Annotated in this window: 24 protein-coding genes; 18 read left to right on the top strand and 6 right to left on the bottom strand. The window is 49.2% G+C overall.

Annotated elements, in window-relative coordinates; all coding sequences use genetic code 11:
• Positions 1–271: 271 nt before the first annotated feature.
• Entirely contained in the window at positions 272–649 is a 378-nt protein-coding gene (locus J3L11_RS02120) for a DUF3301 domain-containing protein (protein WP_207569858.1), read from the bottom strand.
• The gene (locus J3L11_RS02115; RefSeq protein ID WP_207569857.1) at positions 646–1,659 is read right to left on the bottom strand and encodes a DUF3549 family protein; all 1,014 of its coding nucleotides are present in this window, start codon (positions 1,657–1,659) and stop codon (positions 646–648) included. Before J3L11_RS02115 ends, J3L11_RS02120 begins: the two co-directional genes overlap by 4 nt.
• Before the next feature lie 104 nt (positions 1,660–1,763).
• Between J3L11_RS02115 and J3L11_RS02110 the strand changes: the two genes are divergently transcribed.
• Both J3L11_RS02110 and truC read left to right on the top strand, forming a co-directional pair.
• Positions 1,764–2,081 carry a YqcC family protein gene (locus tag J3L11_RS02110; protein ID WP_189617644.1) on the top strand — a complete coding sequence of 106 codons (318 nt, stop codon included), beginning with the start codon at positions 1,764–1,766 and terminating at the stop codon, positions 2,079–2,081.
• Positions 2,059–2,868 (top strand): tRNA pseudouridine(65) synthase TruC, encoded by an 810-nt coding sequence (gene truC, locus J3L11_RS02105; RefSeq protein WP_207569856.1) that lies wholly within the window; start codon positions 2,059–2,061, stop codon positions 2,866–2,868. The genes J3L11_RS02110 and truC overlap by 23 nt, the downstream gene beginning before the upstream one ends.
• 11 nt (positions 2,869–2,879) lie before the next feature.
• Here the strand turns inward: truC and J3L11_RS02100 are convergent, their stop codons facing one another.
• A complete protein-coding gene (locus J3L11_RS02100) occupies positions 2,880–3,047 on the bottom strand; it encodes a hypothetical protein (protein WP_165900082.1) in 168 nt (55 codons plus the stop codon).
• 113 nt (positions 3,048–3,160) lie between these two features.
• Between J3L11_RS02100 and J3L11_RS02095 the strand changes: the two genes are divergently transcribed.
• The 3 genes from J3L11_RS02095 (at position 3,161) to purU (ending at position 6,017) form a co-directional block, all read left to right on the top strand.
• A complete protein-coding gene (locus J3L11_RS02095; protein ID WP_133038097.1) occupies positions 3,161–3,622 on the top strand; it encodes a flavodoxin in 462 nt (153 codons plus the stop codon).
• Positions 3,577–5,082 carry a PTS transporter subunit EIIC gene (locus tag J3L11_RS02090; RefSeq protein WP_207569855.1) on the top strand — a complete coding sequence of 502 codons (1,506 nt, stop codon included), beginning with the start codon at positions 3,577–3,579 and terminating at the stop codon, positions 5,080–5,082. Before J3L11_RS02095 ends, J3L11_RS02090 begins: the two co-directional genes overlap by 46 nt.
• Positions 5,083–5,180: 98 nt before the next feature.
• The gene (purU, locus tag J3L11_RS02085) at positions 5,181–6,017 is read left to right on the top strand and encodes a formyltetrahydrofolate deformylase (protein WP_189617612.1); all 837 of its coding nucleotides are present in this window, start codon (positions 5,181–5,183) and stop codon (positions 6,015–6,017) included.
• Between the two features lie 65 nt (positions 6,018–6,082).
• On the opposite strand, the gene dapD is transcribed toward purU, so the two are convergent.
• From dapD to map, 3 genes are read right to left on the bottom strand one after another with little or no spacing between them, the layout of a single operon-like run.
• Positions 6,083–6,907 carry a 2,3,4,5-tetrahydropyridine-2,6-dicarboxylate N-succinyltransferase gene (gene dapD, locus J3L11_RS02080; protein ID WP_133038100.1) on the bottom strand — a complete coding sequence of 275 codons (825 nt, stop codon included), beginning with the start codon at positions 6,905–6,907 and terminating at the stop codon, positions 6,083–6,085.
• Positions 6,908–6,921: 14 nt separating this feature from the next.
• Entirely contained in the window at positions 6,922–9,495 is a 2,574-nt protein-coding gene (gene glnD / locus J3L11_RS02075) for a bifunctional uridylyltransferase/uridylyl-removing protein GlnD (protein WP_207569854.1), read from the bottom strand.
• A gap of 21 nt (positions 9,496–9,516) precedes the next feature.
• Complete coding sequence (map, locus tag J3L11_RS02070) at positions 9,517–10,317, bottom strand: type I methionyl aminopeptidase (RefSeq protein ID WP_207569853.1); 801 nt, start codon at positions 10,315–10,317, stop codon at positions 9,517–9,519.
• 368 nt (positions 10,318–10,685) lie between these two features.
• Between map and rpsB the strand changes: the two genes are divergently transcribed.
• The 13 genes from rpsB (at position 10,686) to lpxA (ending at position 23,540) form a co-directional block, all read left to right on the top strand.
• Entirely contained in the window at positions 10,686–11,414 is a 729-nt protein-coding gene (gene rpsB / locus J3L11_RS02065) for a 30S ribosomal protein S2 (protein WP_133038103.1), read from the top strand.
• Between the two features lie 127 nt (positions 11,415–11,541).
• Complete coding sequence (tsf, locus tag J3L11_RS02060; RefSeq protein WP_133038104.1) at positions 11,542–12,417, top strand: translation elongation factor Ts; 876 nt, start codon at positions 11,542–11,544, stop codon at positions 12,415–12,417.
• 70 nt (positions 12,418–12,487) lie between these two features.
• Positions 12,488–13,216, top strand: a complete 729-nt coding sequence (gene pyrH / locus J3L11_RS02055) for a UMP kinase (protein WP_189617615.1) — start codon at positions 12,488–12,490, stop codon at positions 13,214–13,216.
• Between the two features lie 29 nt (positions 13,217–13,245).
• Positions 13,246–13,803: a ribosome recycling factor gene (gene frr / locus J3L11_RS02050; protein WP_133038106.1), complete on the top strand. Its 558-nt coding sequence runs from the start codon at positions 13,246–13,248 to the stop codon at positions 13,801–13,803.
• Positions 13,804–13,898: 95 nt separating this feature from the next.
• Complete coding sequence (gene uppS, locus J3L11_RS02045) at positions 13,899–14,714, top strand: polyprenyl diphosphate synthase (RefSeq protein WP_242695047.1); 816 nt, start codon at positions 13,899–13,901, stop codon at positions 14,712–14,714.
• A gap of 20 nt (positions 14,715–14,734) precedes the next feature.
• Positions 14,735–15,592 carry a phosphatidate cytidylyltransferase gene (locus J3L11_RS02040; RefSeq protein WP_133038108.1) on the top strand — a complete coding sequence of 286 codons (858 nt, stop codon included), beginning with the start codon at positions 14,735–14,737 and terminating at the stop codon, positions 15,590–15,592.
• Positions 15,593–15,597: 5 nt separating this feature from the next.
• Positions 15,598–16,785: a 1-deoxy-D-xylulose-5-phosphate reductoisomerase gene (ispC, locus tag J3L11_RS02035; RefSeq protein WP_207569851.1), complete on the top strand. Its 1,188-nt coding sequence runs from the start codon at positions 15,598–15,600 to the stop codon at positions 16,783–16,785.
• Between the two features lie 16 nt (positions 16,786–16,801).
• Positions 16,802–18,178 carry a sigma E protease regulator RseP gene (gene rseP, locus J3L11_RS02030; RefSeq protein WP_207569850.1) on the top strand — a complete coding sequence of 459 codons (1,377 nt, stop codon included), beginning with the start codon at positions 16,802–16,804 and terminating at the stop codon, positions 18,176–18,178.
• 31 nt (positions 18,179–18,209) lie between these two features.
• Positions 18,210–20,693 (top strand): outer membrane protein assembly factor BamA, encoded by a 2,484-nt coding sequence (bamA, locus tag J3L11_RS02025; RefSeq protein WP_189617619.1) that lies wholly within the window; start codon positions 18,210–18,212, stop codon positions 20,691–20,693.
• A gap of 50 nt (positions 20,694–20,743) precedes the next feature.
• Positions 20,744–21,250, top strand: coding sequence for an OmpH family outer membrane protein (locus J3L11_RS02020; protein WP_133038111.1), 507 nt, complete (start codon positions 20,744–20,746; stop codon positions 21,248–21,250).
• Positions 21,251–21,253: 3 nt separating this feature from the next.
• Positions 21,254–22,279, top strand: a complete 1,026-nt coding sequence (gene lpxD / locus J3L11_RS02015; RefSeq protein ID WP_207569849.1) for a UDP-3-O-(3-hydroxymyristoyl)glucosamine N-acyltransferase — start codon at positions 21,254–21,256, stop codon at positions 22,277–22,279.
• Positions 22,280–22,311: 32 nt separating this feature from the next.
• The gene (fabZ, locus tag J3L11_RS02010; protein ID WP_133038113.1) at positions 22,312–22,773 is read left to right on the top strand and encodes a 3-hydroxyacyl-ACP dehydratase FabZ; all 462 of its coding nucleotides are present in this window, start codon (positions 22,312–22,314) and stop codon (positions 22,771–22,773) included.
• Positions 22,770–23,540 carry an acyl-ACP--UDP-N-acetylglucosamine O-acyltransferase gene (gene lpxA, locus J3L11_RS02005; protein ID WP_207569848.1) on the top strand — a complete coding sequence of 257 codons (771 nt, stop codon included), beginning with the start codon at positions 22,770–22,772 and terminating at the stop codon, positions 23,538–23,540. The genes fabZ and lpxA overlap by 4 nt, the downstream gene beginning before the upstream one ends.
• Positions 23,541–23,549 lie beyond the last annotated feature (9 nt).

Here is a 23,549-nt window from a genome sequence, read left to right as displayed (position 1 = left end):
AAGTACAGGACGTTACCGCAGGATGCTCAAGGATGAAACGGGACACGCTTACGGATTAAGCAATGACCGGTAAAAGGAACTATCGGCTGGAAGGGACTGGTACTTGGGTACAGGGACTCACCAGGAAGGTAAGGGAGCAATGGACGCATCTCATTCGCAAGGATGGAGCAGGGACGCAATTGCATAGCAGGAAGGCTTAGCAAAGTGATAGAAGGGCGCGGCTCAGTGAGTCGCGCCCATTCTTTTTTATAGCGCAGATCGCCATTGATAGTTAGTGACATCCACCTGAACTGCAGCTACTACCACAACCTCCGCCGACCTTACCTCGACTGGTCGGAGCCTGTTCCCAGTCAGGTTCGGGAAATATCGGCCACTCAATTTTTTGAATGCGTTTCCCGAGCATATGGATATGCCCTTTAAACTGATTAATACCATCAGTGCTGAATTCAAATTGAAAACTTGCTTTCCAACCTAAGCCAGCACTAAGACTCGGGCGCGCGGCACTCATGGCCACAGACAAAAGTTGCACCCGTTGGCGCTGAACTTCACGTTCGGCAAATTGGCGACAAATCTCGGCCATCTGGCGTAACTGCCAGAAAAATGCTGCAATTACCACAACGCCAGCCATTAAAATAAAATCAGTCATCATTGTTGCGTGTTCCTGAAGAGTCCACCGATAGCGGCACTGAGTTGCACACTCCGATCCGGGTTGCGTAATTCACCTAACAGCAACGGCCGAATTGCCGGAATCGCCACAATATCAGCAAAGATCCTGTTAAAGAAGTCCTGAGTTTGTAACGCTAGGGATTCTAGAAAAATTTTGCGGCATGGCGCTTGTTTCAGCACTAACCAGCAACGTGCGGCAACGGCCAGCAAACATTCTTGACTTAGGTTTTGCTGCGCAGCAATCGTCATTATGGCGCTGGCGCAGTATTGCGGCTGTGACGCTAACGCCCTTATAAAAAAAGGCTGAATAGCTCTGTCGCGCAGCGATAGTGATTGTGTAATGTGCTGTGCCAGCTGTGGCGAAATCGTCATGTGCTCCAGTAATTGGCATAAGGCGATTTGAACTTCCCTCGCCGCTGAGTCAATGGCACTTAATAACATCTCAGGATGATCTAGCAGCTCGGCTCGGGCGCAAATATCGGCCAATCCCTGAAGACCTACGGCTTGCCATTGATCGCGGCTGACCTTTCCTGATAGATACTGGCATGCATATTCATATTGAGAGGATGCGGCTTGCCCAAGTTGGCGACGCACCAAGGCGTTAAATAACGCTAGTTTTTCCGGTGCTGGTCGATAGCTGAATGGGTGGCTGGCCAACCGTTGTTGCTGCGCTTCTGTCAGCTCTTGCTTGAGATCCGTTCCCATGGCGTCAAGTAACATCTCAATGAATTGGCTACGTCCTGCCGGATTCAATAAGCCTTGTTCATCTAGCGGCAGTTTCAAGAACCAGATAAAAGGTGTGGCGGCATGCTCCCAGAACACCAATGCGAAACACGCGTGCCCTTGTATCGGGAACGGGTAAGGTGATGTCAGTGCTTCAATCTGCCGAAATGCCATAACATCAATCGGTTGAACCCTACGGCCCATATCGTAGATCAGATATTGACTCTTCGCCGCGCTTAACAGCTCGCCAAACGTAGAAATTGTGTGCATAAGAGATCCGGGATGCCAGCTAAGATTGCCGGGCATTATAGGGATAAGCTGTTGTGGATGGTATGATAAGCCCCTAATTAATTGCAGGGGATAGTTTGGGACAGATGTCTTATCAGCAAACAGCAAAACATCTGCAGACCATTGAACATGAGCTGAAGCGCTTGCAAATGTGGAGCGAAAATCGCCCATCAGATATGGCCCTTGCCAGTACAGCGCCTTTTGCCTGTGATGCCTTACCATTTGAGCATTGGTTACAGTTTATTTTTCTACCTAAGATGCAGCATTTGGTTGAGCAACAACTCCCGTTACCATCGAAAATGGCAGTGGCACCTATGGCTCATTATGTGTGGGCGCAACAGCCTGCAACGCACGATTTAATTTTAGTGTTGGAGATGCTGGATGAACTGCTCAGTGGAAAGTGATGTACTGCCTGCGGAAGAAACCGCGCCACTTATCCGGGTGTTGTACGAAGATGAGTATCTGGTGGCTATTCATAAACCTGCCGGACTATTGGTGCACAAAACCTACCTTGCCCGCCATGAAAAATTTTTTGCCATGCAGATGACCCGCGATCTGGTGGGATGCCATGTGTATCCGGTTCATCGGTTAGATAGGCCCACTTCCGGCGTATTGTTGTTTGCCAAAAGCAGCACAGTTGCGCATCAATTGTGTGTCCAGTTTGAATCGCGGTTGGTCAGCAAATACTATTTGGCGCTGGTACGCGGCAATATGTTGCAAGGCGGTGTGCTGGATTATCCGTTAAAAGAGGAATTGGATGAGGTGGCAGATAAAATGGCCTCTCAACCCCCACGAATACAAGCTGCGGTTACCCGCTATGAGCCTCTGCTCAACGCTGAAATTCCCGTTCCATCAGGTCGCTATCAGACTTCTCGTTTTGCACTACTGCGGTTACAGCCGCTCACTGGTCGCAAACACCAACTGCGACGTCATATGGATCATCTGCGCCACCCCATTATTGGCGACACCGCACATGGTGACGGTAAGCAGAACCGTTTTTTCCGTGAATATTTCGGGGTTAATCGGATGTGGTTACTGGCGCAAAAGTTGTCGCTGATACATCCAGTGACTGGTACAGAGCTGTCGGTGGTTACAGAACCAGAGCCAGAATGGCAGCAAATTTTTACTGCTTTGGGCTGGGAGGATGATGAACTATGTTCCAGCCGTTCATTAATGGTTGCTGGAACATAGTTCATCACAGGTTATTTATTGCGTTGCTGCATCATGTCCAATAGTGGCATGTAGGCATCAAGGGTAAAGTGATGGTGGTGTTCGTCCTGCTGGCGAACGGCTTGGAAGTAACAGATTTTGCGAGTATGGGTGATACGTTGGTGTTGTTTCAGCAATTTCTGGCGGCTACTCTGGCGCATTACTGCGTTCCTTTATGGACTGAATAAATGTGTTCGGCTGCTTTGGTCTAGTTGCAGGCGGGGCAGTCGATAAAGTATTTTGGGAGGGTAATTTCCCGGTCGCGAAGTATAGCATGAAAAAAATCAACATAGTGTTCGGATCAGTTTATGGCAGTGCACAATATGTTGCGGAAACGCTCGATAACGCATTGGCTGACGCAGGGTGGCAAGTGCAGTTGTGGCAACCTGAGCAGTTGACTGGATTTGTACCACCTGAAGATGAACTGTTGCTAGTGATCACCTCAACGACTGGTGATGGCGATTTGCCTGAAAATATCATGCCGTGGTTTGCGATGATGAAAGACAGCGCTCCTTACTTATCGCAACTGCATTATGCGGTCATCGCACTAGGTGATTCCAGTTATGATACGTTTTGTGGTGGTGGTAAACAGATGGATGCGCTACTGAGTGAACTGGGTGCAAAGCGTGTTGGTACACGTTTGGAGATCGATGCCTGTGAAACCATGGAACCCGAAACTGAGGCGCTAAAATGGCTCGAAACTTGGCTGCCACTGGCCACCTCCGTCAGTCATTAAACTGGCTCAATACCCATTGGTTCAAGTTCGCCCAGCATCTTAGTCAGGCGTTGTTAGCCCCAATTGCTATCTTGCCAGCGGCAGGTTTGATGATCGGCCTAGCGGGCTCGCTCTCCTCGGCGATGCCACCATTATTGTCATCGTTGTTATCCAATGTCGGTCAGTTTGTATTTGCTATTATGCCGTTGCTGTTTGCTGTGGCTATTGCGGTGGGGTTTTGCCGCGATCAAGGTGCTGCAGCAATCAGCGCGGTATTTGGTTATGGGGTGTTTACGGCTGGCTTGGGCGTATTGGTTGCAGACAAGCAATTGCCGGAGATGATGCTCCTTGGGAGCAATACGCTTGATACCGGAATTGCCGGGGGAATGGTGCTTGGAGCGGCAACTTGTCTGGCGCTATACCTCAGTCAATTTGTGAAATTGCCCGTCGTATTGTCATTTTTTGAAGGCCGACGCAGTGCGCCACTGTTGATGCTGCCGCTGGCGTTACTGCTGGCATGGCTATTTTCTTATGTCTGGCCGCCATTGGCACATTATATTCAACAGTTTTCTGATTGGGCCGTTTATCAAAAACCACAGTGGGCATTTGCGCTTTACGGCACGGTTGAACGTTTATTGTTGCCGCTTGGTTTACATCATATCTGGAATGCGCCGTTTTTTTTAGAGTTTGGACAATATTCCGCCAATGGTGAAGTTATCAGAGGCGAAATTGCCCGTTACCTCGCTGGCGACCCTCAGGCGGGCAATCTTGCTGGCGGCTATCTGATTAAAATGTGGGGCTTACCTGCTGCGGCTTTGGCAATGTGGCGTTGTGCGGACAAAAGTGAACGCAATCGGGTGGCCGGTATTATGTTGTCTGCCGCTGCAACTAGCTGGCTTACCGGTGTTACCGAACCGATTGAATTTGCTTTTTTGTTTGTTGCCCCTGTGCTCTATTTGTTGCACGCGTTGCTGTGTGGTTTTGCCTATCTTATCTGTGTGATGCTGGGGATCCATTATGGTATTAGCTTTTCTCAGGGCGCATTGGATCTGGTGTTGATGTGGCACAATTCTGCTAATGCCGGTTGGTTGTTGATTCTGGGGCCATTAACGGCGGTGCTTTATTACGGCATATTCAGTACTGCAATCATGGTTTTTAACCTGAAGACCCCTGGACGACTGGAACCGTTAAAAGACGCTGGCTCAGCTCCGCGGCAACCGTTAGCAACTGACGATAGCGATACTCCGCTGCGACTTATCAGCGCCTTGGGCGGTGCCGCTAATATCCACTATCTCGGGGCGTGTATGACGCGCTTACGACTCAACGTTATTGACCCTTTGCTGGTGGACAAATCGCGCTTGTTGGCGTTGGGTGCCAAAGGGGTCATTGTCATGGGCTTAGGCGTTCAGGTCGTGTTTGGCACTAAGGCTGAAGCGATGCGTCAGATAATGCAGCGTCATCTAGATCAGCATGTCGGTTAAATTTTTTATAGTAATAATCAACTTTTATTAGGATTTGTGCGGCATTTTTCGGTTTGCTATGGCATATTCCTCAGTCGAGATATACTTCGGGGAAGGAAATGCAGCGTAAAATTCTGATGACGGACTGTGCCGACGAGCGTGGCCTCATTGCCAAAATCACTGGTGTCTGTTTCAAGCACCAGCTTAATATCATCAAAAACAGTGAGTTCGTTGATAATCGGCAACAGCGTTTCTTTATGCGGACCGAACTGGAAGGCGAGTTTCACGAGTCTCAGTTACTCGCTGATCTTGAACAAGTGTTACCGCCAAAAAATCAGATGCGCCTGATCGATGCCGGTCGTAAGCGGATAGTGGTGTTGGTAACTAAAGAAGCCCACTGTTTGGGTGATCTGTTGATGAAAGCCTACTACGGTGCTTTAGATGTTGATATTGCTGCGGTTGTTGGTAATTACCAAACGTTGGCGCCGTTAGCGGACAAGTTCAATGTGCCTTTTCATTACGTGACCCATGAAGGCCTGAGCCGGGAAGAACACGAGCAAGCGTTGTTGCAGCTGATCACGCCGTATCAGCCCGATTACCTAGTGCTCGCGAAGTTTATGCGGGTTTTGACTCCAGTATTTGTGAGTCACTACCCAGGCCGGATCATCAATATTCATCACTCCTTTTTACCGGCATTTATTGGTGCTAATCCATACCGCCAGGCGTGGGAGCGCGGCGTGAAAATTATTGGAGCGACTGCACACTTTGTAAATGACAGTCTCGATGAGGGGCCGATTATTAAGCAAGACGTGATCCCGGTGGATCACAGTTACAGTGCTGAGGATATGGCTCAGGCGGGACGTGATGTGGAAAAAAGTGTCCTCAGCCGAGCGTTGGCGTTGGTACTGAATAACCAGGTGGTGATAAACGGTAACAAGACGCTAGTATTTAAGTAAATTCGTAGTGATTTTGCCAAAACAAACCCGCCATCAGGCGGGTTTGTGGGTGATGTGGTCATTGCTTAGTCAACAATACGCAACAATTCGTTGATGCCGACTTTGCCACGAGTCTTGGCATCGACTTTTTTCACTATGATAGCGGCATACAAACTGTAATTGCCACATTTGGATGGCAAGCTACCAGCAACCACTACTGAGCCTGCAGGTACGCGGCCATAATGGATTTCTCCGGTTTCACGGTCGTAGATTTTAGTGCTTTGTCCAATGAAGACTCCCATCGAGATGACCGACCCTTCCTCAACGACAACCCCCTCTACAATTTCAGAACGGGCACCGATGAAGCAGTTGTCTTCGATAATCGTGGGGCCTGCCTGCAAGGGTTCCAGCACGCCACCAATACCAACGCCACCGGAAAGATGCACATTTTTACCAATTTGGGCACATGAACCCACAGTGGCCCAGGTATCGACCATGGTGCCTTCGTCTATATAGGCGCCGAGATTAACGTAGGACGGCATCAACACCGTATTTTTGGCAATAAATGAACCTTTGCGGGCCGCGGCTGGCGGCACTACGCGAATGCCTTCGGCACGAAAGCGCGCATCGTCGTAACTGGCGAACTTCATCGGTACCTTGTCAAAATATTGGGTTTCGGTACCGTCAATGACACCGTTATCAAAAATGCGGAATGACAGCAATACGGCCTTTTTCAGCCATTGATGTACCTGCCAGGCGCCATCGATTTTTTCGGCAACACGTACTTCACCGCGATCCAGCATATCGATGACATGCGCCACATCGGCACGCAGGGCAGCATCTACCGTTGCCGGACTTATCTGTGCGCGGGTTTCAAATGCCGCTTCAATACGTTGGCGTAACGCCTCCATAACTTACTCCCGTCTTACTGTGTCTGTTGATTGGAAAGGGTACTTATCAGCGCTTCCCTGAGCTGTTGTTGGCGCACTTCATCCAGCGCCTGACCTTCTGTTGTCTGTAGAATAAAGAAATCTTCTGCACGCTCACCAATGGTGGTAATTTTGGCGGATTGCAGGGTGATGCCGCAACGGTACAGGATGTCACCTATTTTGGCGAGCAACCCCGGGGCATCAAGGGCAATCAGTTCCATCATGCTGGTGCTGTGTTTCTGACTGGGCAGGAAGGTCACCTGAGTCGGCACACTAAACGGTCTCATAATGCGCGCCATCTTGCGGAACTTGGGCATTTTGGTGGTATCGCCGGATAAGGCTTTTTCCAACGCTTTGCGAATGCTCTGGATCCGCGATAGTGCCTGTACTGCGGTGCCATCCTGTTCCAGGATCACAAAGCTGTCGAGGGCAAAATTGTCTCTGGTGGTCATAATGCCCGCATCATGCACGTTGATATTTTTGTTATCGAGTACCGCCATAACCGTCGCAAACAGTCGCGGCCGGTCTTTACAATAGATAAACAGTTCTGTGCCACCGCGGGTCATATGTTTGGAGACCAGCACCAGTGGTTCATCTTGTCGATGTTTGAGAATGGCTTCCGCATGCCAGGCTATCTGGTTGGGTTGATAGCGTAGAAAATAGTCAGCTTTAAAGCGCTGCCACAGGCTGTCGATGGCCTTTTCTTTCAGTCCCCGACGTAACAGTTCTTTCTTGGCCTTAGCTTGGTGTTCACGCACTCGGGCCCTGATATCAACCGGTTTTTCTTTGCCCCGCGCTAACACTCGCTGTGCTGAGAAATACAGATCTCTGAGCAGCGAGCCCTTCCAACTGTTCCAGGTGTGCTCGTTTGTGGCACAGATGTCGGCCACTGTCAGGCAGTAAAGATAACTGAGATGTGAGGCATCGCGGACTTTATCCGCAAATTGGGCCACGACCTCTGGATCTGAAATATCCCGGCGTTGCGCCGTAATCGACATCACCAGATGGTTTTCTACCAGCCAACTGACTAACCGACCATCGTGGCTATTAAGCCCGTGCAGTTTGCAAAATTCCAGCGCATCGGCCGCACCGAGTTTGCTGTGGTCGCCGCCCCGGCCTTTGGCGATATCGTGGAAAATCGCCGCCAATACCAGAAGGCCTTTTTTGGGCAACTGGTTGATTAAAATTGATCCCAACGGAAATTCATCACGCTGTTCCTGCTGTGAGAAGTGCTCAATATTAAGCAGCAGGCGATGGGTATGCTCATCAACGGTATAGGCATGAAATAGGTCAAACTGCATTTGACCTTCAATGTTACGCCAAGCAGGGAGATACGCGGACAAAATACCATGTTTGTGCATCAGCGATAGCGCTTTTATGCCGCGGGGATGCCGCAGAATTTCCATAAAGGCTTCGCGACACTGTTCATGTTCCAGCAGTGGTTGCACCAGATCGCGCCGAGCATTGCGTAGCGCTCTTAGTGTCGGAGCATAAATGCCAAGAATGTTGGAGTTACGCGCCACGTACAGAAACAGTCTTAGTAACTCTTCAGGATGCTGGAACGGTGACGCCTGCAACGCTTCAATAAAGGGGCCTCGGCGCTGGTAATGCTGATCAATCGGTTGAATTTCCAAGGCGCTGCCATCGCCCAATGTGGCACGTTTAAACAGCTGGAGTAACATTTCGTTCAGTTCCATTACCCGGCGTACCGTGCGGTAATAGCGCTTCATCATCTGTTCAACGGCTAGTTGGGTGGCATCTTCATAACCCATCAGTTCCGCCACCTGTCGCTGCACATCAAATAGCAGGCGGTTTTCATCACGGCCAGTGGCAATATGCAAGGCAAAGCGGAGTTCCCACAAGAAATTCTGCGATTCTAGTAGTTCGTCAAGCTCCGCAGGTTCTAGGAACTCGTGATCGACCAATTCCCGCAGATTGGCGGCGTTGAAATGCCGAATGGCAACCCAGGCAATGGTCTGAATGTCGCGTAGCCCGCCTGGACAAGTCTTGATGTTGGGCTCTAGATCAAAGGCATTGGCTTTGGCGTGGCGCAGCCGCTGTTCATCGCGTTTGGCACGGAAAAATTCGCTGGACGGCCAAAATTGCTGTTCACGGATCTTATCGTATAGCAGGTCAAAAGCGGCTTCAGGACCGGCCAACAGTCGTGCTTCCAACAAATTGGTGGCGATGGTGATGTCGGCGCGTCCCTGTTCTAGCGTTTGCTCCAAAGTGCGGACACTATGGCCTATCTCCAGCCCGGTATCCCATAAAAATGCGATAAATTCGCTAAGCCGGGCTTCTGCTTCTGCGCCTGCATGGTTTGGCATCAGAAACAACAAATCAATATCGGAGTGTGGCAGCAACTCGGCTCGGCCATATCCGCCAACAGCGATCAGTGCAATACCGGCATGGCTTAGTCCCAGTTGTTGCCAATGCTGTATCAGCAGTTGGTCAACAAAGCGGCTGCGTTCGGCAACCAACTCGGTGATTTTGTCGCGATTGGCAAACCTGAGTTGTAGGTGCTGCAGGTTTTCGCTAAGAGCGGCTTTGGCGGCTTGCGCAGTGACCATTATTGTCCTTAGTTGCTTACATCACACATGATTGATGAACCGAGGGAAATCTTCGTTACTACGCAATGTCAGTACTTCCACGCCAGTATTGGTGATCAGTAAGGTGTGTTCCCACTGAGCAGATTTTTTACCATCCACCGTAGTGACAGTCCAGCCATCTTGTTCGTTAAGCACGGTTTGGTAACGGCCAGCATTAATCATTGGCTCAATGGTAAAGCACATGCCAGGTTTGAGGATGGTGCGATCATTGTTACGGTAATGGACTACCTGTGGTTCCTCGTGGAAGCCTTTGCCAATGCCGTGGCCACAATAGTCACGCACGATGGAAAATTTGTCTGCGCCACTCTTACTGGACTTCACCAGCTTTTCGATGATGGTACCTATTTCTCCTAACTGCATGCCTGGCCGCACTTTGCGGATAGCAGCGTACAGGCATTCCTGAGCAATGCGGCAGAGGCGGCGATCCTTTGGGCTCACTTCGCCGACCATAAACATCTGCGAGGTATCGCCATGATAACCATCTTTGATGACCGTAATATCCAGATTGATGATATCGCCGTCTTGTAACGGTTCATCATTGGGAATGCCATGACAGATCACTTCATTGATGGAGGTACAAATAGATTTTGGAAAGCCGTGATAGTTCAGTGGCGCTGAAATTGCGCCATTGTCCTCAGTAAACTTGGCACAAAGGCGATCTAGTTCATTGGTAGTGACCCCAGGTTTGACATGGGGCTCAATCATTTCCAAGACGTCTGCTGCCAGTTTGCCAGCTGCGCGCATTTTTTCAATTTCTTCAGCAGTTTTGATAGTAATACTCATAGCGATTTCTCAGCACCGGAACCCATCACAATGGTGGCCGGTTAAATCAGGTTAAAACAGTGGGAGTTGCACGATAATACGCTCGTTTGACCCATCAAAAAAGACCGCGTTTGTGGGGCCTTTCGCGTTTGTGTTTTCCGGGCTTTTATGGTATAAAGCGCGCCGTTATGTTTGACTCTAGGAAACGGCGGATTTCAGCGGCGTAAGCCAGAAAGCGTTCGAGTCCAGATAAAAGCTGACGGCCATTATACATGGCAATTGTGTTAAATACTAAATCACACACGAGTCGACACATTTCCCGGGGTGCCTTAAAGGTCGGGAATATGGGATTCGTGGAGGTATAACCCCTTTAATCTAAGGTAAAGAAAATGACTACAGTTTCTATGCGCGATATGCTCCAAGCCGGTGTACATTTCGGTCACCAGACCCGTTACTGGAACCCTAAGATGAAGCCATTCATCTTTGGTGCTCGCAACGGTGTACACATCATCAACCTCGAGCACACCGTGCCAATGTTCAACGAAGCACTGGCTTTCGTGAGCAATGTAGCTTCCAAAAAAGGTAAGATCCTGTTTGTAGGCACTAAGCGTGCTGCCAGTGAATCTATCAAAGAAGCTGCTATTTCCTGTGATCAGTTCTATGTCGACAAACGCTGGTTAGGCGGCATGCTGACTAACTGGAAAACTGTTCGTCAGTCAATTAAACGTCTGAAAGATCTGGAAACTCAGTCTGTAGACGGTACTTTTGACAAGCTGACCAAGAAAGAAGCGTTGATGCGCAGCCGTGAGCTGGACAAGCTGGAAAAATCTCTGGGCGGTATCAAAAACATGGGTGGCCTGCCTGACGCCATCTTCGTTATCGGCGCTGACCATGAACACATCGCTATCAAAGAAGCCAACAACCTAGGGATCCCCGTCGTTGCAGTAGTAGATACCAACTCTACTCCTGATGGCGTTAACTATGTTATCCCTGGTAACGATGATGCTATGCGCGCTATTCGTCTGTATGCTGATTCAGTTGCCGCAGCGGTAAACAGCGGTCGCGGCCAAGATCTGGCTGTGCAGGCTGAAGAAGCAGGTTTCATCGAAGCTGAGTAATTAGTAAGGCGTGATGGCAACATCCCCTTATTAACCGCGGTATCTGATGGTTAACAGGGGTCATATGGCCCCTGTTTTATAAGATAACCCGGTAACTTTTGTCGAATTATCAATTGAGGATTTAACAATGGCAATTACTGCTGCCCAAGTTAAAGAACTGCGCGAACGTACTGGTGCAGGCATGATGGACTGCAAAAACGCCCTGACCGAAGCCAATGGTGATATCGAACTGGCTATCGAAAATATGCGTAAGAGCGGCGCTGTAAAAGCGGCTAAGAAAGCCGGTCGTATTGCAGCAGAAGGCGTGATCCTGACCAAGAGCGAAGGCAACGTTGCCGTGTTGTTGGAAGTGAACTGTGAAACCGATTTCGTTGCCCGTGATGTTAGCTTCCTGGCATTTGGTAACAAGGTCGTGGAGTTAGCGCTGGCTAACAACATCACTGATATCAACGAGCTGCTGGCCGCTGATCTGGATGGTGACACTGTAGAAAACACCCGTGCAGCACTGGTAGCCAAGATTGGTGAAAACATCAATGTACGTCGTGTATTCCGTTTTGAAGGGGAAAACCTCGGCGTATATATCCACAGCAGCCGTATCGGCGTGGTCACTGAACTGAAGGGTGGCGATGCTGATCTGGCCAAAGATCTGGCAATGCACGTTGCGGCGTCTAACCCACAGTTTGTGAAGCCTTCTGACGTTCCTGCTGAAGTGGTCGAGAAGGAAAAAGAAATCCAGATCGAAATCGCGATGCAGAGCGGTAAGCCAAAAGAGATCGCTGAGAAAATGGTTGCTGGTCGTATGGCCAAATTCACTGGTGAAGTCAGCTTGACTGGTCAGCCATTTGTGAAAGATCCTTCGATCATTGTTGCCGACCTGCTGAAGCAGAAAGGTGCCGATGTGATCAACTTTACCCGTATTGAAGTGGGTGAAGGTATCGAGAAGAAAGAAGAAGATTTTGCTGCAGAAGTCGCTGCCCAGATTGCAGCTTCTAAAAAGGCTTAATCGACTGTTACCGTGACCTTGAAGACCGCAGCAACCGCTGCGGTCTTGTTATGACCAGGATATAAATAACATGAGCACCAATCCCAAACCTGCATTTCGACGTATTTTGCTGAAACTCAGTGGTGAAGCCCTGATGGGCGATGAAGGTTTCGGTATCGACCCTAAAGTACTGGATCGTATGGCCCAGGAGATCAAAGAACTGGTGGAACTCGGTATCCAGGTCGGGGTGGTTATTGGCGGCGGTAACCTGTTCCGTGGCGAGGGTCTTGCTAAAGCCGGTATGAACCGGGTGGTGGGTGATCACATGGGTATGCTGGCCACCGTAATGAACGGTCTGGCAATGCGAGATGCGCTGCACCGTGCCTATGTTAATGCTCGTCTGATGTCGGCAATTCCGCTAAATGGTGTCTGTGATGCTTACAACTGGGCTGAAGCAATCAGCTTGTTGAAGTCTGGTCGGGTCGTTATCTTATCTGCCGGAACGGGCAATCCCTTCTTTACTACCGACACGGCGGCCTGTTTGCGCGGGATTGAAATCGAAGCAGAAGTCGTGCTAAAAGGCACTAAGGTTGATGGGGTGTTTTCGGATGACCCGATGAAAAACCCCGATGCCACTAAGTACGAAACGCTCAGCTATAATGAAGTACTTGATAAAGAACTGAAAGTTATGGACTTAGCGGCGTTTACTATGGCGCGTGATTACAATATGCCTATCATGGTGTTTAACATGAATAAGCCCGGTGCTTTACGACGGGTGGTGATGGGCGATCAGTCAGAAGGCACGCTGGTAAAAGCTTGATCTGAATTTGCATTAAAAGGAACTCTAACGTGATTGATACCATTCAAAAAGATGCACTGTCCCGCATGGAAAAATGTGTGGAAGCGACCAAAGCACAGATGACCAAGGTACGTACTGGACGTGCACATCCAGCCTTGCTGGATTCAATTCAGGTCTCTTACTATGGCACGCTGACACCGCTGAAGCAGGTGGGGAATATTTCCATTGAAGACAGCCGTACGTTAGCAGTGAGTGTATTTGACCGTAGCATGATCCAAGCGGTAGAAAAGGCCATCATGTCTTCCGACCTCGGACTGAATCCGATGTCTGCTGGCACTGTTATCCGTATTCCGTTACCAGCGCTGACGGAAGAGCGTCGTCGTGATCTGGTAAAAGTGGTACGCGCCGAAGCGGAAAATGGTCGTGTGGCGGTACGTAATGTTCGCCGTGATGCCAACTCTGAAGTGAAAAAGCTAGAAAAAGACAAAGTTTGCACTGAAGATGATGTGCGCCGTAGCGAAGATGAAATCCAGAAGATGACTGACCAGCATATCAAGAAGATTGATGAGCTGTTGACCGCAAAAGAAGCCGAATTGATGGAAGTCTGATATTGGCTTGTTAAACTAGAGTTGAAACGCCGTGTAGCGTTATACTACACGGCGTTTGTCTATTTATAAGGGTTGTAAACTAGATGTCATCCAACATGGACGCCGCTTCATCGTCTAATGACTTAACAACGGAGTGTCAGACATCGGAGCATTTACCAGAGCAGTTGTCCGACTTGGTGAAGCAGACGATTCCTAATCATGTCGCTATCATCATGGATGGTAATGGGCGTTGGGCGCAGGCCAAGGGCAAACCGCGGGTGGTTGGACATCGCGCGGGGGTCAAAGCTGTGCGGCGAGCGGTCAGTACCGCCAGAAAACTCGGGGTCAAATCATTAACCCTGTTTGCCTTTTCTAGCGAAAACTGGCGGCGGCCCGATCAGGAAGTCAGCCTGTTGATGGAGCTGTTTTTTACAGTCCTCCGGCGTGAAATCAAGGTGCTGCACTCCAACGGTGTGCGGCTCAACATCATTGGCGATACCAGCCGTTTCTCCGAACGTTTACAGAAACAGATCCGTGCGGCTGAAGCCTATACTGCCGATAACCAAGGGCTGATCCTGAATGTGGCGGCTAACTATGGTGGACGTTGGGATATTGTTCAGGCTGCCAGAACACTGGTGGAAAAAGTGGCAACTGGTGAAATGACCAGCAGTCAGCTGACCGAATCAGCGCTAGCAGAGCATTTATGCATGCAAAACCAGGGTGAAGTTGATTTAATGATCCGCACTGGTGGTGACTACCGCATCAGTAATTTTATTTTATGGCAGGCTGCTTATGCCGAACTGGTGTTTATGGATACACTTTGGCCCGATTTTGACGAACAGACATTTTGTCAGGCGATTGAATTGTTCAGTAGCCGTCAACGACGTTTTGGGTTGACCGGGAATCAGATCGAAAAAATACGCAATATATAGCCCAGGAAGAGGAAAGTTTTTTGCTAAAACAACGAATAATAACTGCAATTTGGCTGATCCCACTGGTACTTGGTGCCATCTTCCTGTTGCCAGCCAACTATTTTTCATGGGTGTTAGTGCCGGTTTTTTTGATTGCAGCCAAGGAGTGGGGGCATATTATAGATAAAGATTGTACCGTCACTCAGTGGAGCTTCACGCTAACCCTTGGCATAGTGCTGGTAGCTCTCAATCTGTTGGTGCCAGCGGACGCCGTATGGACTCGTGGTCATCTACACCCGATTATGCTGGCGGTGATCCTAGTCGGCGCGTGTTGGTGGTTGGTGTCATTATTGCTGGTGTTGTTCTATCCTCGTAGTGCCAACTGGTGGCAAGGCAGTCCTATGCTTAAATCCATGTTTGGTCAACTGACATTATTACCCGGATTTGCCTCGTTTATTGCACTAAAGTCCTTAAGTAGCACAACCGATCCCTATTGGGGTGGCGTGCTGGTATTGCTAGTGATGTTAATCGTGTGGGCGGCGGATTCAGGCGCTTATTTTGCAGGTAAGGCCGTCGGTCGGATAAAACTTGCGCCGCATGTGAGCCCAGGAAAGACATTGGAAGGGTTTATTGGAGGATTGCTTACCACCTTGATAGTCGTCGGCATTGTCATGTATTTCTCCCCAGAACAGGAGTTAGGGCTAGTGATCGGTGTGGTGCTGTTTACGGCATTGGCCTCTGCGCTGGGCGACCTGTCGGAAAGCATGTTTAAACGTGTGGCACAGATCAAGGATTCTGGCAATATTCTGCCGGGACATGGCGGGGTGCTTGACCGTATTGATAGTCTGACAGCTGCACTGCCGATATTTACGCTTCTTTATATTGCTTTCTGGATGTAACGAAAATGCAGAACATGGTTATTTTAGGCGCGACCGGCTCAATCGGGACCAGCACGCTGAGTGTCATAGCGGAAAATCCCGACACCTTTAATGTGTTCGCCCTAGTAGCCAACACTAACGTCAGTAAGATGGCGGCTTTGTGTCGTCAGCACCAACCTAAGGTGGCGCATATGGTTGATGCCAACGCGGCACAAGCGTTGCGGGCAGAAATTGCTGACTTAAGCATCGAAGTCACCAGTGGTGAGTCTGAACTAGCAGATTTGGTCACACGCCCAGAAGTAGATTCGGTGATGGCGGCAATTGTGGGCGCTGCCGGAATGGCGCCAACCCTCGCGGCCGTTAAAGCGGGAAAACGGGTGCTGCTTGCTAACAAAGAAGCCTTGGTAATGTCCGGTAGATTATTTATCGACGCTGTTGCTAAATATGGCGCCACCTTGCTGCCCGTTGATAGTGAGCATAACGCCATTTACCAGTGTTTACCAAAGGACGCACAGCAACAAATAGGCCGTTGTAACCTAAAAGCCGCGGGTATTTCCAAGATTTTACTCACCGGTTCGGGTGGACCCTTTCTTCACGCAGACCTCAACAGTCTGCCTGCGGTAACCCCTGCTCAGGCAATCAAACATCCGAATTGGTCGATGGGGCCAAAGATTTCCGTCGACTCCGCGACCATGATGAACAAAGGTCTGGAATATGTGGAGGCTCGCTGGTTATTTAACGCCGGAATTGACCAGTTACAGGTGGTGATCCACCCGCAAAGCGTGATCCATTCTATGGTGCAATATCAAGATGGCAGCGTGCTTGCGCAATTGGGAAATCCTGATATGCGTACACCAATTGCTCATTGTATGGCCTATCCCGCCAGAATTGTCTCCGGCGTGGAACCTTTAGACTTTTTCAAAGTCGGACAATTGAGCTTTTGCGAACCGGACTATATTCGTTTCCCTTGTTTGAAACTGGCGATGGCTGCCTGTCGGGCTGGACAGGAAGCCACTACAGTGCTGAACGCTGCTAATGAAGTGGCAGTTGAGCACTTCCTGAAAGGGGCGATCCGCTTTACTGATATCGCAAAAGTTAATGAATTTTGTCTGGAGCATGTGATGCAATCGCCACTTGACTCGATTGCTGATATTCTTGCTCTCGACTACGAAGCCCGCGTCTGTGCCCGTGAGGGCTTGGCGCTTTGCTATTGAGGATAATTGACGGCTGATGCTAGCTTTTTTGTGGAATCTCGGTGCCTTTATTGTTGCATTAGGGATTTTGATCACCGCCCATGAATTCGGACATTTTTATGTAGCCCGCCGCTGTGGTGTGCGAGTGCAGCGTTTTTCTATCGGTTTCGGTAAAGCCATCTGGCACCGAATCGGTAAAGATGGAACGGAATATGTCGTCGCGATGATCCCTCTTGGCGGTTACGTTAAAATGCTGGATGAGCGTGTTGAAGAGGTTCCTCCAGAACTGCAACATGAATCCTTTAATCGCAAGAGTGTTTGGGCGCGTATGGCTATTGTGGCAGCCGGTCCCATTGCCAATTTCATTTTTGCCGTTATTGCCCTGTATTTTATGTACCTGATTGGGGTGCCGACGGTAAAACCCGTGATAGAAGCTACACGTTCGGGCAGTCCTGCAGCGGTGATGCAACTGCAACATCCGCAGCAGATTGTGGCGGTTTCAGGGCAAGCGGTCAGAAACTGGGAAGAGGTCAATCTCGCCCTAGTAAGCCACATCGGCGAACCGTCTTTGTCGTTGACACTGGCGAGCGATATCAGCAGCTCCGATGATGCTGCTCGTCTCAATGGCAAAACGTATCAGTTAGATATCAGTAAGTGGCATTTTGATCCCGATAAAGAGTCACCGATTACCACGTTGGGACTTGAGATATATCGCCCTAAAGTGGTGCCGACATTGGCCGAAGTTGTCACAGGTGGTGCGGCTGCCCAAGCCGGCTTGCAAGTAGGCGATACCCTGCTGGCGATTAATGGTAAGCCGTTACAAGATTGGCAAAGCTTTGTGGCACAGATTAAAGCGGCGGCGGATAAAACACTGCAACTGACTATCCGCCGCAATGGTGACCAGCTAGTGCTGCCAGTGACGCCTACTGCACATAAGAGTGCTACTGGTGCGATGGAAGGGTATTTAGGGGTGTCACCTATTGCGCCCAAGTGGCCAGATAATATGCAACTGGAGTTGCAATATGGCCCACTGGAATCTGTCACCATGGCAGCACAGAAGACCTGGCGGCTCACCGCTGTTAGCGTCAAGATGCTAGGGAAACTGTTTACTGGGGATGTCTCCCTGAAGAGTTTGAGTGGGCCAATCTCGATTGCGCAAGGGGCGGGTAATACGGCCTCCTTTGGATTGGTATATTTTCTGGGGTTCCTCGCGTTAATCAGCGTAAACCTCGGTATCATTAATTTGGTACCGTTGCCTGTGCTGGATGGGGGACACTTGATGTATTACGTGATTGAAGCTATCACACGTAGGCCTGTATCCGAACGGATCCAGGAAATTGGATTCAGATTTGGGGCGGCGTTGCTGCTGGTATTGATGAGCATTGCCCTCTTCAATGATTTTGCCCGACTCTGAGCAAGGACTGACAAATAATTAGAAGTGCTCTATGCGAATAAATAAACTTTTTGCCTCTATGTTACTGGTCGGCGCCGCTTTTTCAGGGAATGGTTGGGCCGAAACTTTCAAACCTTTTAAGGTCACAGACATTCAAGTCGAAGGTTTACAACGGGTCGCCTTGGGGGCCGCGTTGCTGAATTTGCCGGTCAAAGTCGGGGACACGGTGGATGAACTGAAATTGCAGCAGGCCATTAAAAGTCTGTATGCCTCAGGTAACTTCGAAAATATTCAGGTTTCCCGTGATGGTGATGTGCTGGTAGTTCAGGTGCGTGAACGGCCAACCATCAGTGCCATTACCTTTGATGGCAACAAAGACATCAAAGAAGAGCAGCTAAAGCAGAGTCTGGACGATAGCGGTGTCAAAGTGGGTGAGTCCCTTGATCGCACCATGCTTTCTGATATTGAAAAGGCGTTGCAGGACTTCTACTACGGCGTGGGTAAATATGGCGCTAAGGTGCATGCACAGGTCATCAATTTGCCACGTAACCGTGTGGAGCTGAAGTTTAAGTTTACCGAAGGGATGGCCGCTGAAATTCGCCAGATAAACTTTGTTGGCAATAAGCATTTCAGTGATGAAGAGTTAGCCAATCTGCTGGAGTTGAAAGACTTTGTTGCGTGGTGGAATTTGTTTGGTGAACGTCGTTACCAGAAACAAAAACTACAGGCAGATTTAGAAACGCTGAAGACCTTCTATCACAATCATGGCTATATCCGCTTTGATGTGACCTCGACTCAGGTGTCCATGACGCCTGATCGTAAGGGCTTATATATCACCATCAATGTTAACGAAGGTGAGCAATATAAAGTGAAAGCGGTAAACCTGACCGGCGATTTGATGGGGCGTGAGGATGTGCTAAAAACTATCCTGCCATTGAAAGCGGGTGAGCAGTATAACGGCGCTGATGTGACCTTCACTGAAGAGATGTACAGCAAGTTCCTCGGTCGTTTTGGCTACGCTTATCCCGAAGTAAAAACCATGCCGGAGATTGATGATGCAAATAAGGAAGTGACCCTTAACATCAATATCAATCCAGGCAAGCGGGTATATGTCCGTTCCATCAACTTTACTGGTAATAATGTTACCGCAGATGAAGTGATGCGTCGCGAATTGCGGCAGATGGAAGGGGCTTGGCTGAATTCAGCACTGGTAGAGCAATCCAAAACGCGTTTGAATCGCTTGGGTTATTTTGAAACCGTTGATACCGAAACCGAAAAGGTGGCGGGTACTGACGATCTGGTGGATGTACTATTCAAAGTAAAAGAGCAGCCTTCTGGCTCCTTTAACGCAGGTATTGGTTACGGTACTGCATCTGGCCTGAGTTTGCAGTTTGGTATTTCCCAGTCCAACTTCTTGGGAACGGGGAACCAGGCGGGCATTACCCTGAATACCAACAAATATTCCAAGAGTATCAACCTGTCTTATACCGATCCTTACTTTACTAAAGATGGTATCAGTCTCGGCGGTAGTGTGTTCTGGAGTGCATTCGATGCTAACTCGGCTTATCTGGAACGCTATAAGAATGACTCTTATGGGGTTATGACTAGCCTTGGCTTCCCTATCAACGAGACTAACCGTATTAATGCTGGTGTCGGTTATCGGCATAACACCATTTCCGATGCTTCTGATTATGAACAGGCGGTTCGTTTCTATAACATCTATCGCAATACAGATGCGGTGAACTCAGATTTAAGCTTTGATAACTTTGAAATCAGTTTAGGTTGGTCGCGTAGCACACTAGACCGTGGTACTTTCCCAACCGATGGTTCGTCACAGCGCTTGAGTGGTCGTATGACGGTGCCCGGCTCAGATCTGAAGTTCTTTAAGACAGATTTCGAAACCAACTTCTATTTCCCATTGAACCGCTCTCATAGTTTTGTGTTCTTGACCCGTGCTCGTTTGGCTTACGGTAATGGTTACGGTAAGTACAATGATAATGATCAGATATTGCCGTTCTGGGAAAACTACTACACCGGCGGTAGCTCTTATCTGCGTGGCTTCAAGTCCAATTCGGTAGGCCCAAGAGCATTCTATATGTATCGTGACAGCGCCAACTGCTCACCCGATCCGTCTGGAGATGGTTGTTCATTACCCGGAGATGTTAACTCTATCTATGTGCGTAGCAGTCGCTCTATCGGCGGTAATGCGCTGGCAACGGCCAGTATGGAACTGATTGTTCCAACGCCATTCTTGGATGAGGCATATTCAAACTCTGTACGTACCAGTTTCTTTGTCGATGCCGGTAACGTCTGGGATACCGAGTTTAATTACGATGCTTATCGTACCTTGCCAGCTGAAGAATTTGCCAAGCTGGCTGACTACAGTGATCCAGGGCGAATCAGATCGTCTTGGGGGCTGAATTTGCAGTGGTTGTCACCTATGGGCCCCATGGTGTTCAGCCTTGCCTGGCCAATCAAGAAATTTGAAGATGACGACACTGAGATCTTCTCGTTCAATATTGGCAAAACATTCTAAAACACATAAACTCGGCAAGCATTGCTGAAACCACAACAAGGAGTTTAACTTTGAAAAAGCTAATGAACGGCGCACTGGTGTCGCTGATGTTGGTTGGCGCACCCATGGCTGCTTATGCGGAAAAGCTGGCTGTAGTAGATATGGGCGCCGTGTTCGAACAGATCCCACAGCGCGAACAGGTGACCAAACAGCTGAAAAGCGAATTTGGTGATCGTATGGCTGAAGTGCAGAAACTTCAGGACGAGCTGAAAGGTTTGTTGGAAAAACAGCAGCGTGATGCGCAGCTGATGACCGATGCTCAAAAAACCGATCTGGTACGTAAGATGGAATCACTGAAGGCGGACTACCAGCTGAAAGGTAAGGCGCTGGATGAAGATTTACGTCGTCGCCAGGGTGAAGAACAGAATAAACTGTTGGTAAAAGTACAGAAAGCCATCAACGATATCGCCAAAAAAGAAAATTACGACATGGTGCTGCAACGCGGTGCAGTCATCTATGTAAAGCCTGAACAGGACATCAGCAGCAAGGTGGTTGACGCTCTGAGCAAAGGCCAGTAATCAATGAATAGTGTTTCTCTGAAACAGCTTGCCGAGCATCTGGGTGCAGAACTCCGAGGAAATGCCGATCAGGTAGTTTCTTCGGTGGCACCGCTCGACAAAGCTGTGTCTGGACAAGTGTCTTTTTTGTCCAATCCTAAATTACGGCATCAGTTAGATGTAACGGCTGCCAGCGCTGTTATCCTGAGTCAGGATATGGCTGAAACCTATCTAGGTAACGCTTTAGTTGTTAAAGATCCCTATGTTGGTTTTGCTAGAACTGCTCAGTTACTGGACAGCACACCCAATGCTGCAGAAGGTATTCACCCGTCAGCGCAAATCCACCCATCAGCTAAACTCGGAACCGGGGTAGCAGTTGCGGCCAATGTGGTCATTGGTGCCAATACGGTGATTGGTGAAAATACCCAGATTGGCGCTGGAACTGTGATCGGCTCTGATGTGATCATTGGCTCTGGTAGCCGCCTGTGGGCTAATGTGACTGTGTATCATAATGTACACATGGGTATTAACTGCATTATTCATTCCGGTGTGGTGCTGGGTTCAGATGGTTTTGGTTATGCCAATGAGCGTGGTAACTGGATCAAAATTCCCCAAACCGGTGGCGTCCGCATTGGTGACAACGTCGAAATCGGTGCCGGTACGACGGTTGACCGTGGTGCTCTGGAACACACCGAGATCCATGATGGGGTTATCATCGATAATCAGGTGCAGATCGCCCATAACGATATTATTGGTGCTCATACCGCAATTGCGGGTTGTACCGTACTTGCTGGCAGTGTGACCATTGGCAAATACTGCATCATTGGTGGCAGTTGTGCGATTTCTGGACATTTGACAATTACAGATGGGGTTCATCTCTCGGGTGCAACCAACATCACTAACGATGTTAAGGAACCTGGGTTATACTCTTCCGCCACTGTGGCCATGGATAACCGTCTGTGGCGTAAAAATACCGTCCGTTTCCGGCAGTTGGACGAGTTGTTCCAACGGGTCAGAAAGCTGGAAAAAAGGCTGGATACAGAAGAATAAACGCCGCTGTGACGGCGCGAGGAAAAGAGCCCGTGTCTAATGAATTGAACACCATGGATATCCAAGAAATTTTGGCATTTTTGCCACATAGATATCCATTTTTACTGGTCGATCGCGTACTGGATTTTACGCCAGGTGAAACGCTGACCGCCATTAAAAACGTTACTATCAACGAACCCTTTTTCCAAGGACATTTCCCGATCCAGCCAGTGATGCCGGGCGTGCTTATCCTGGAGGCTATGGCGCAGGCTACCGGGTTGTTAGCGTTTAAAACCATGAGTGAGAAGCCTTCTCCTAATGTGCTTTACTATTTTGCAGGGATCGATAATGCCCGTTTTAAGCGCGTGGTCGGCCCTGGCGATCAGATACGTTTTGATGTCAAAATGATCAAAGAACGCCGTGGAATTGGCGTATTTTACGGAGAAGCTACCGTGGACGGTGAATTAGTTTGCTCCGCCGATATTATGTGCGCTCGGAGAGAGATTCGTTCGTGATCGATAAATTAGCTTTTGTTCACCCTGATGCCAAAATTGGCAATAACGTCACCATTGGCCCTTGGACTTATGTCGGCCCGAACGTAGAAGTTGGTGATGACTGCTGGGTCAGCTCACATGTTGTAATCAAGGGCCCTACTGTTATCGGCAAGGGTAACAAGATCTACCAGTTCGCGTCGGTGGGTGAAGACTGCCAAGATAAAAAGTACGCTGGCGAGCCAACTCGACTGGAAATTGGTGACAACAACGTCATCCGCGAATCAGTGACCATCCACCGTGGCACCGTGCAGGATCAAGGCGTTACCCGTATCGGTTCCAATAATTTGCTGATGGCCTATGTGCATGTGGCGCATGATTGTGTGCTGGGCGATAACATTATTATGGCTAACAACGCCTCTATTGCCGGTCATTGCCATGTGGATGATTGGGCAATTCTTGGTGGTATGACTGGGGTACATCAATTTGTCCATATTGGCGCTCACGCCTTTACTGCGGGTTATTCGCTGGTGCTGCAAGATGTGCCACCGTTTGTGATGGCTTCCGGCCAGGCAGCCGTGCCGAGAGGTTTGAATGTGGAAGGGCTGAAGCGTCGAGGCTTTACCAAAGACGAGCAGTTAGCGCTGCGACGGGCATATAAAACCCTGTATCGCAGCAGCATGACAGTCGCTGAGGCTGTCGAGGTTCTGGCCGAAGATGCGGCCAGCCAACCCAAAGTTAAATTGTTCCTTGATTTTGTGACCTCATCAGAGCGGGGTATTATCCGCTGAGACAATTGA

This window comes from Shewanella sp. 4t3-1-2LB (assembly GCF_017368415.1).
Classification (GTDB): domain Bacteria; phylum Pseudomonadota; class Gammaproteobacteria; order Enterobacterales; family Shewanellaceae; genus Shewanella; species Shewanella fodinae.
Note: the sequence above shows the minus strand (reverse complement) of the source record. Positions and strands in the feature narration are given on the sequence as shown.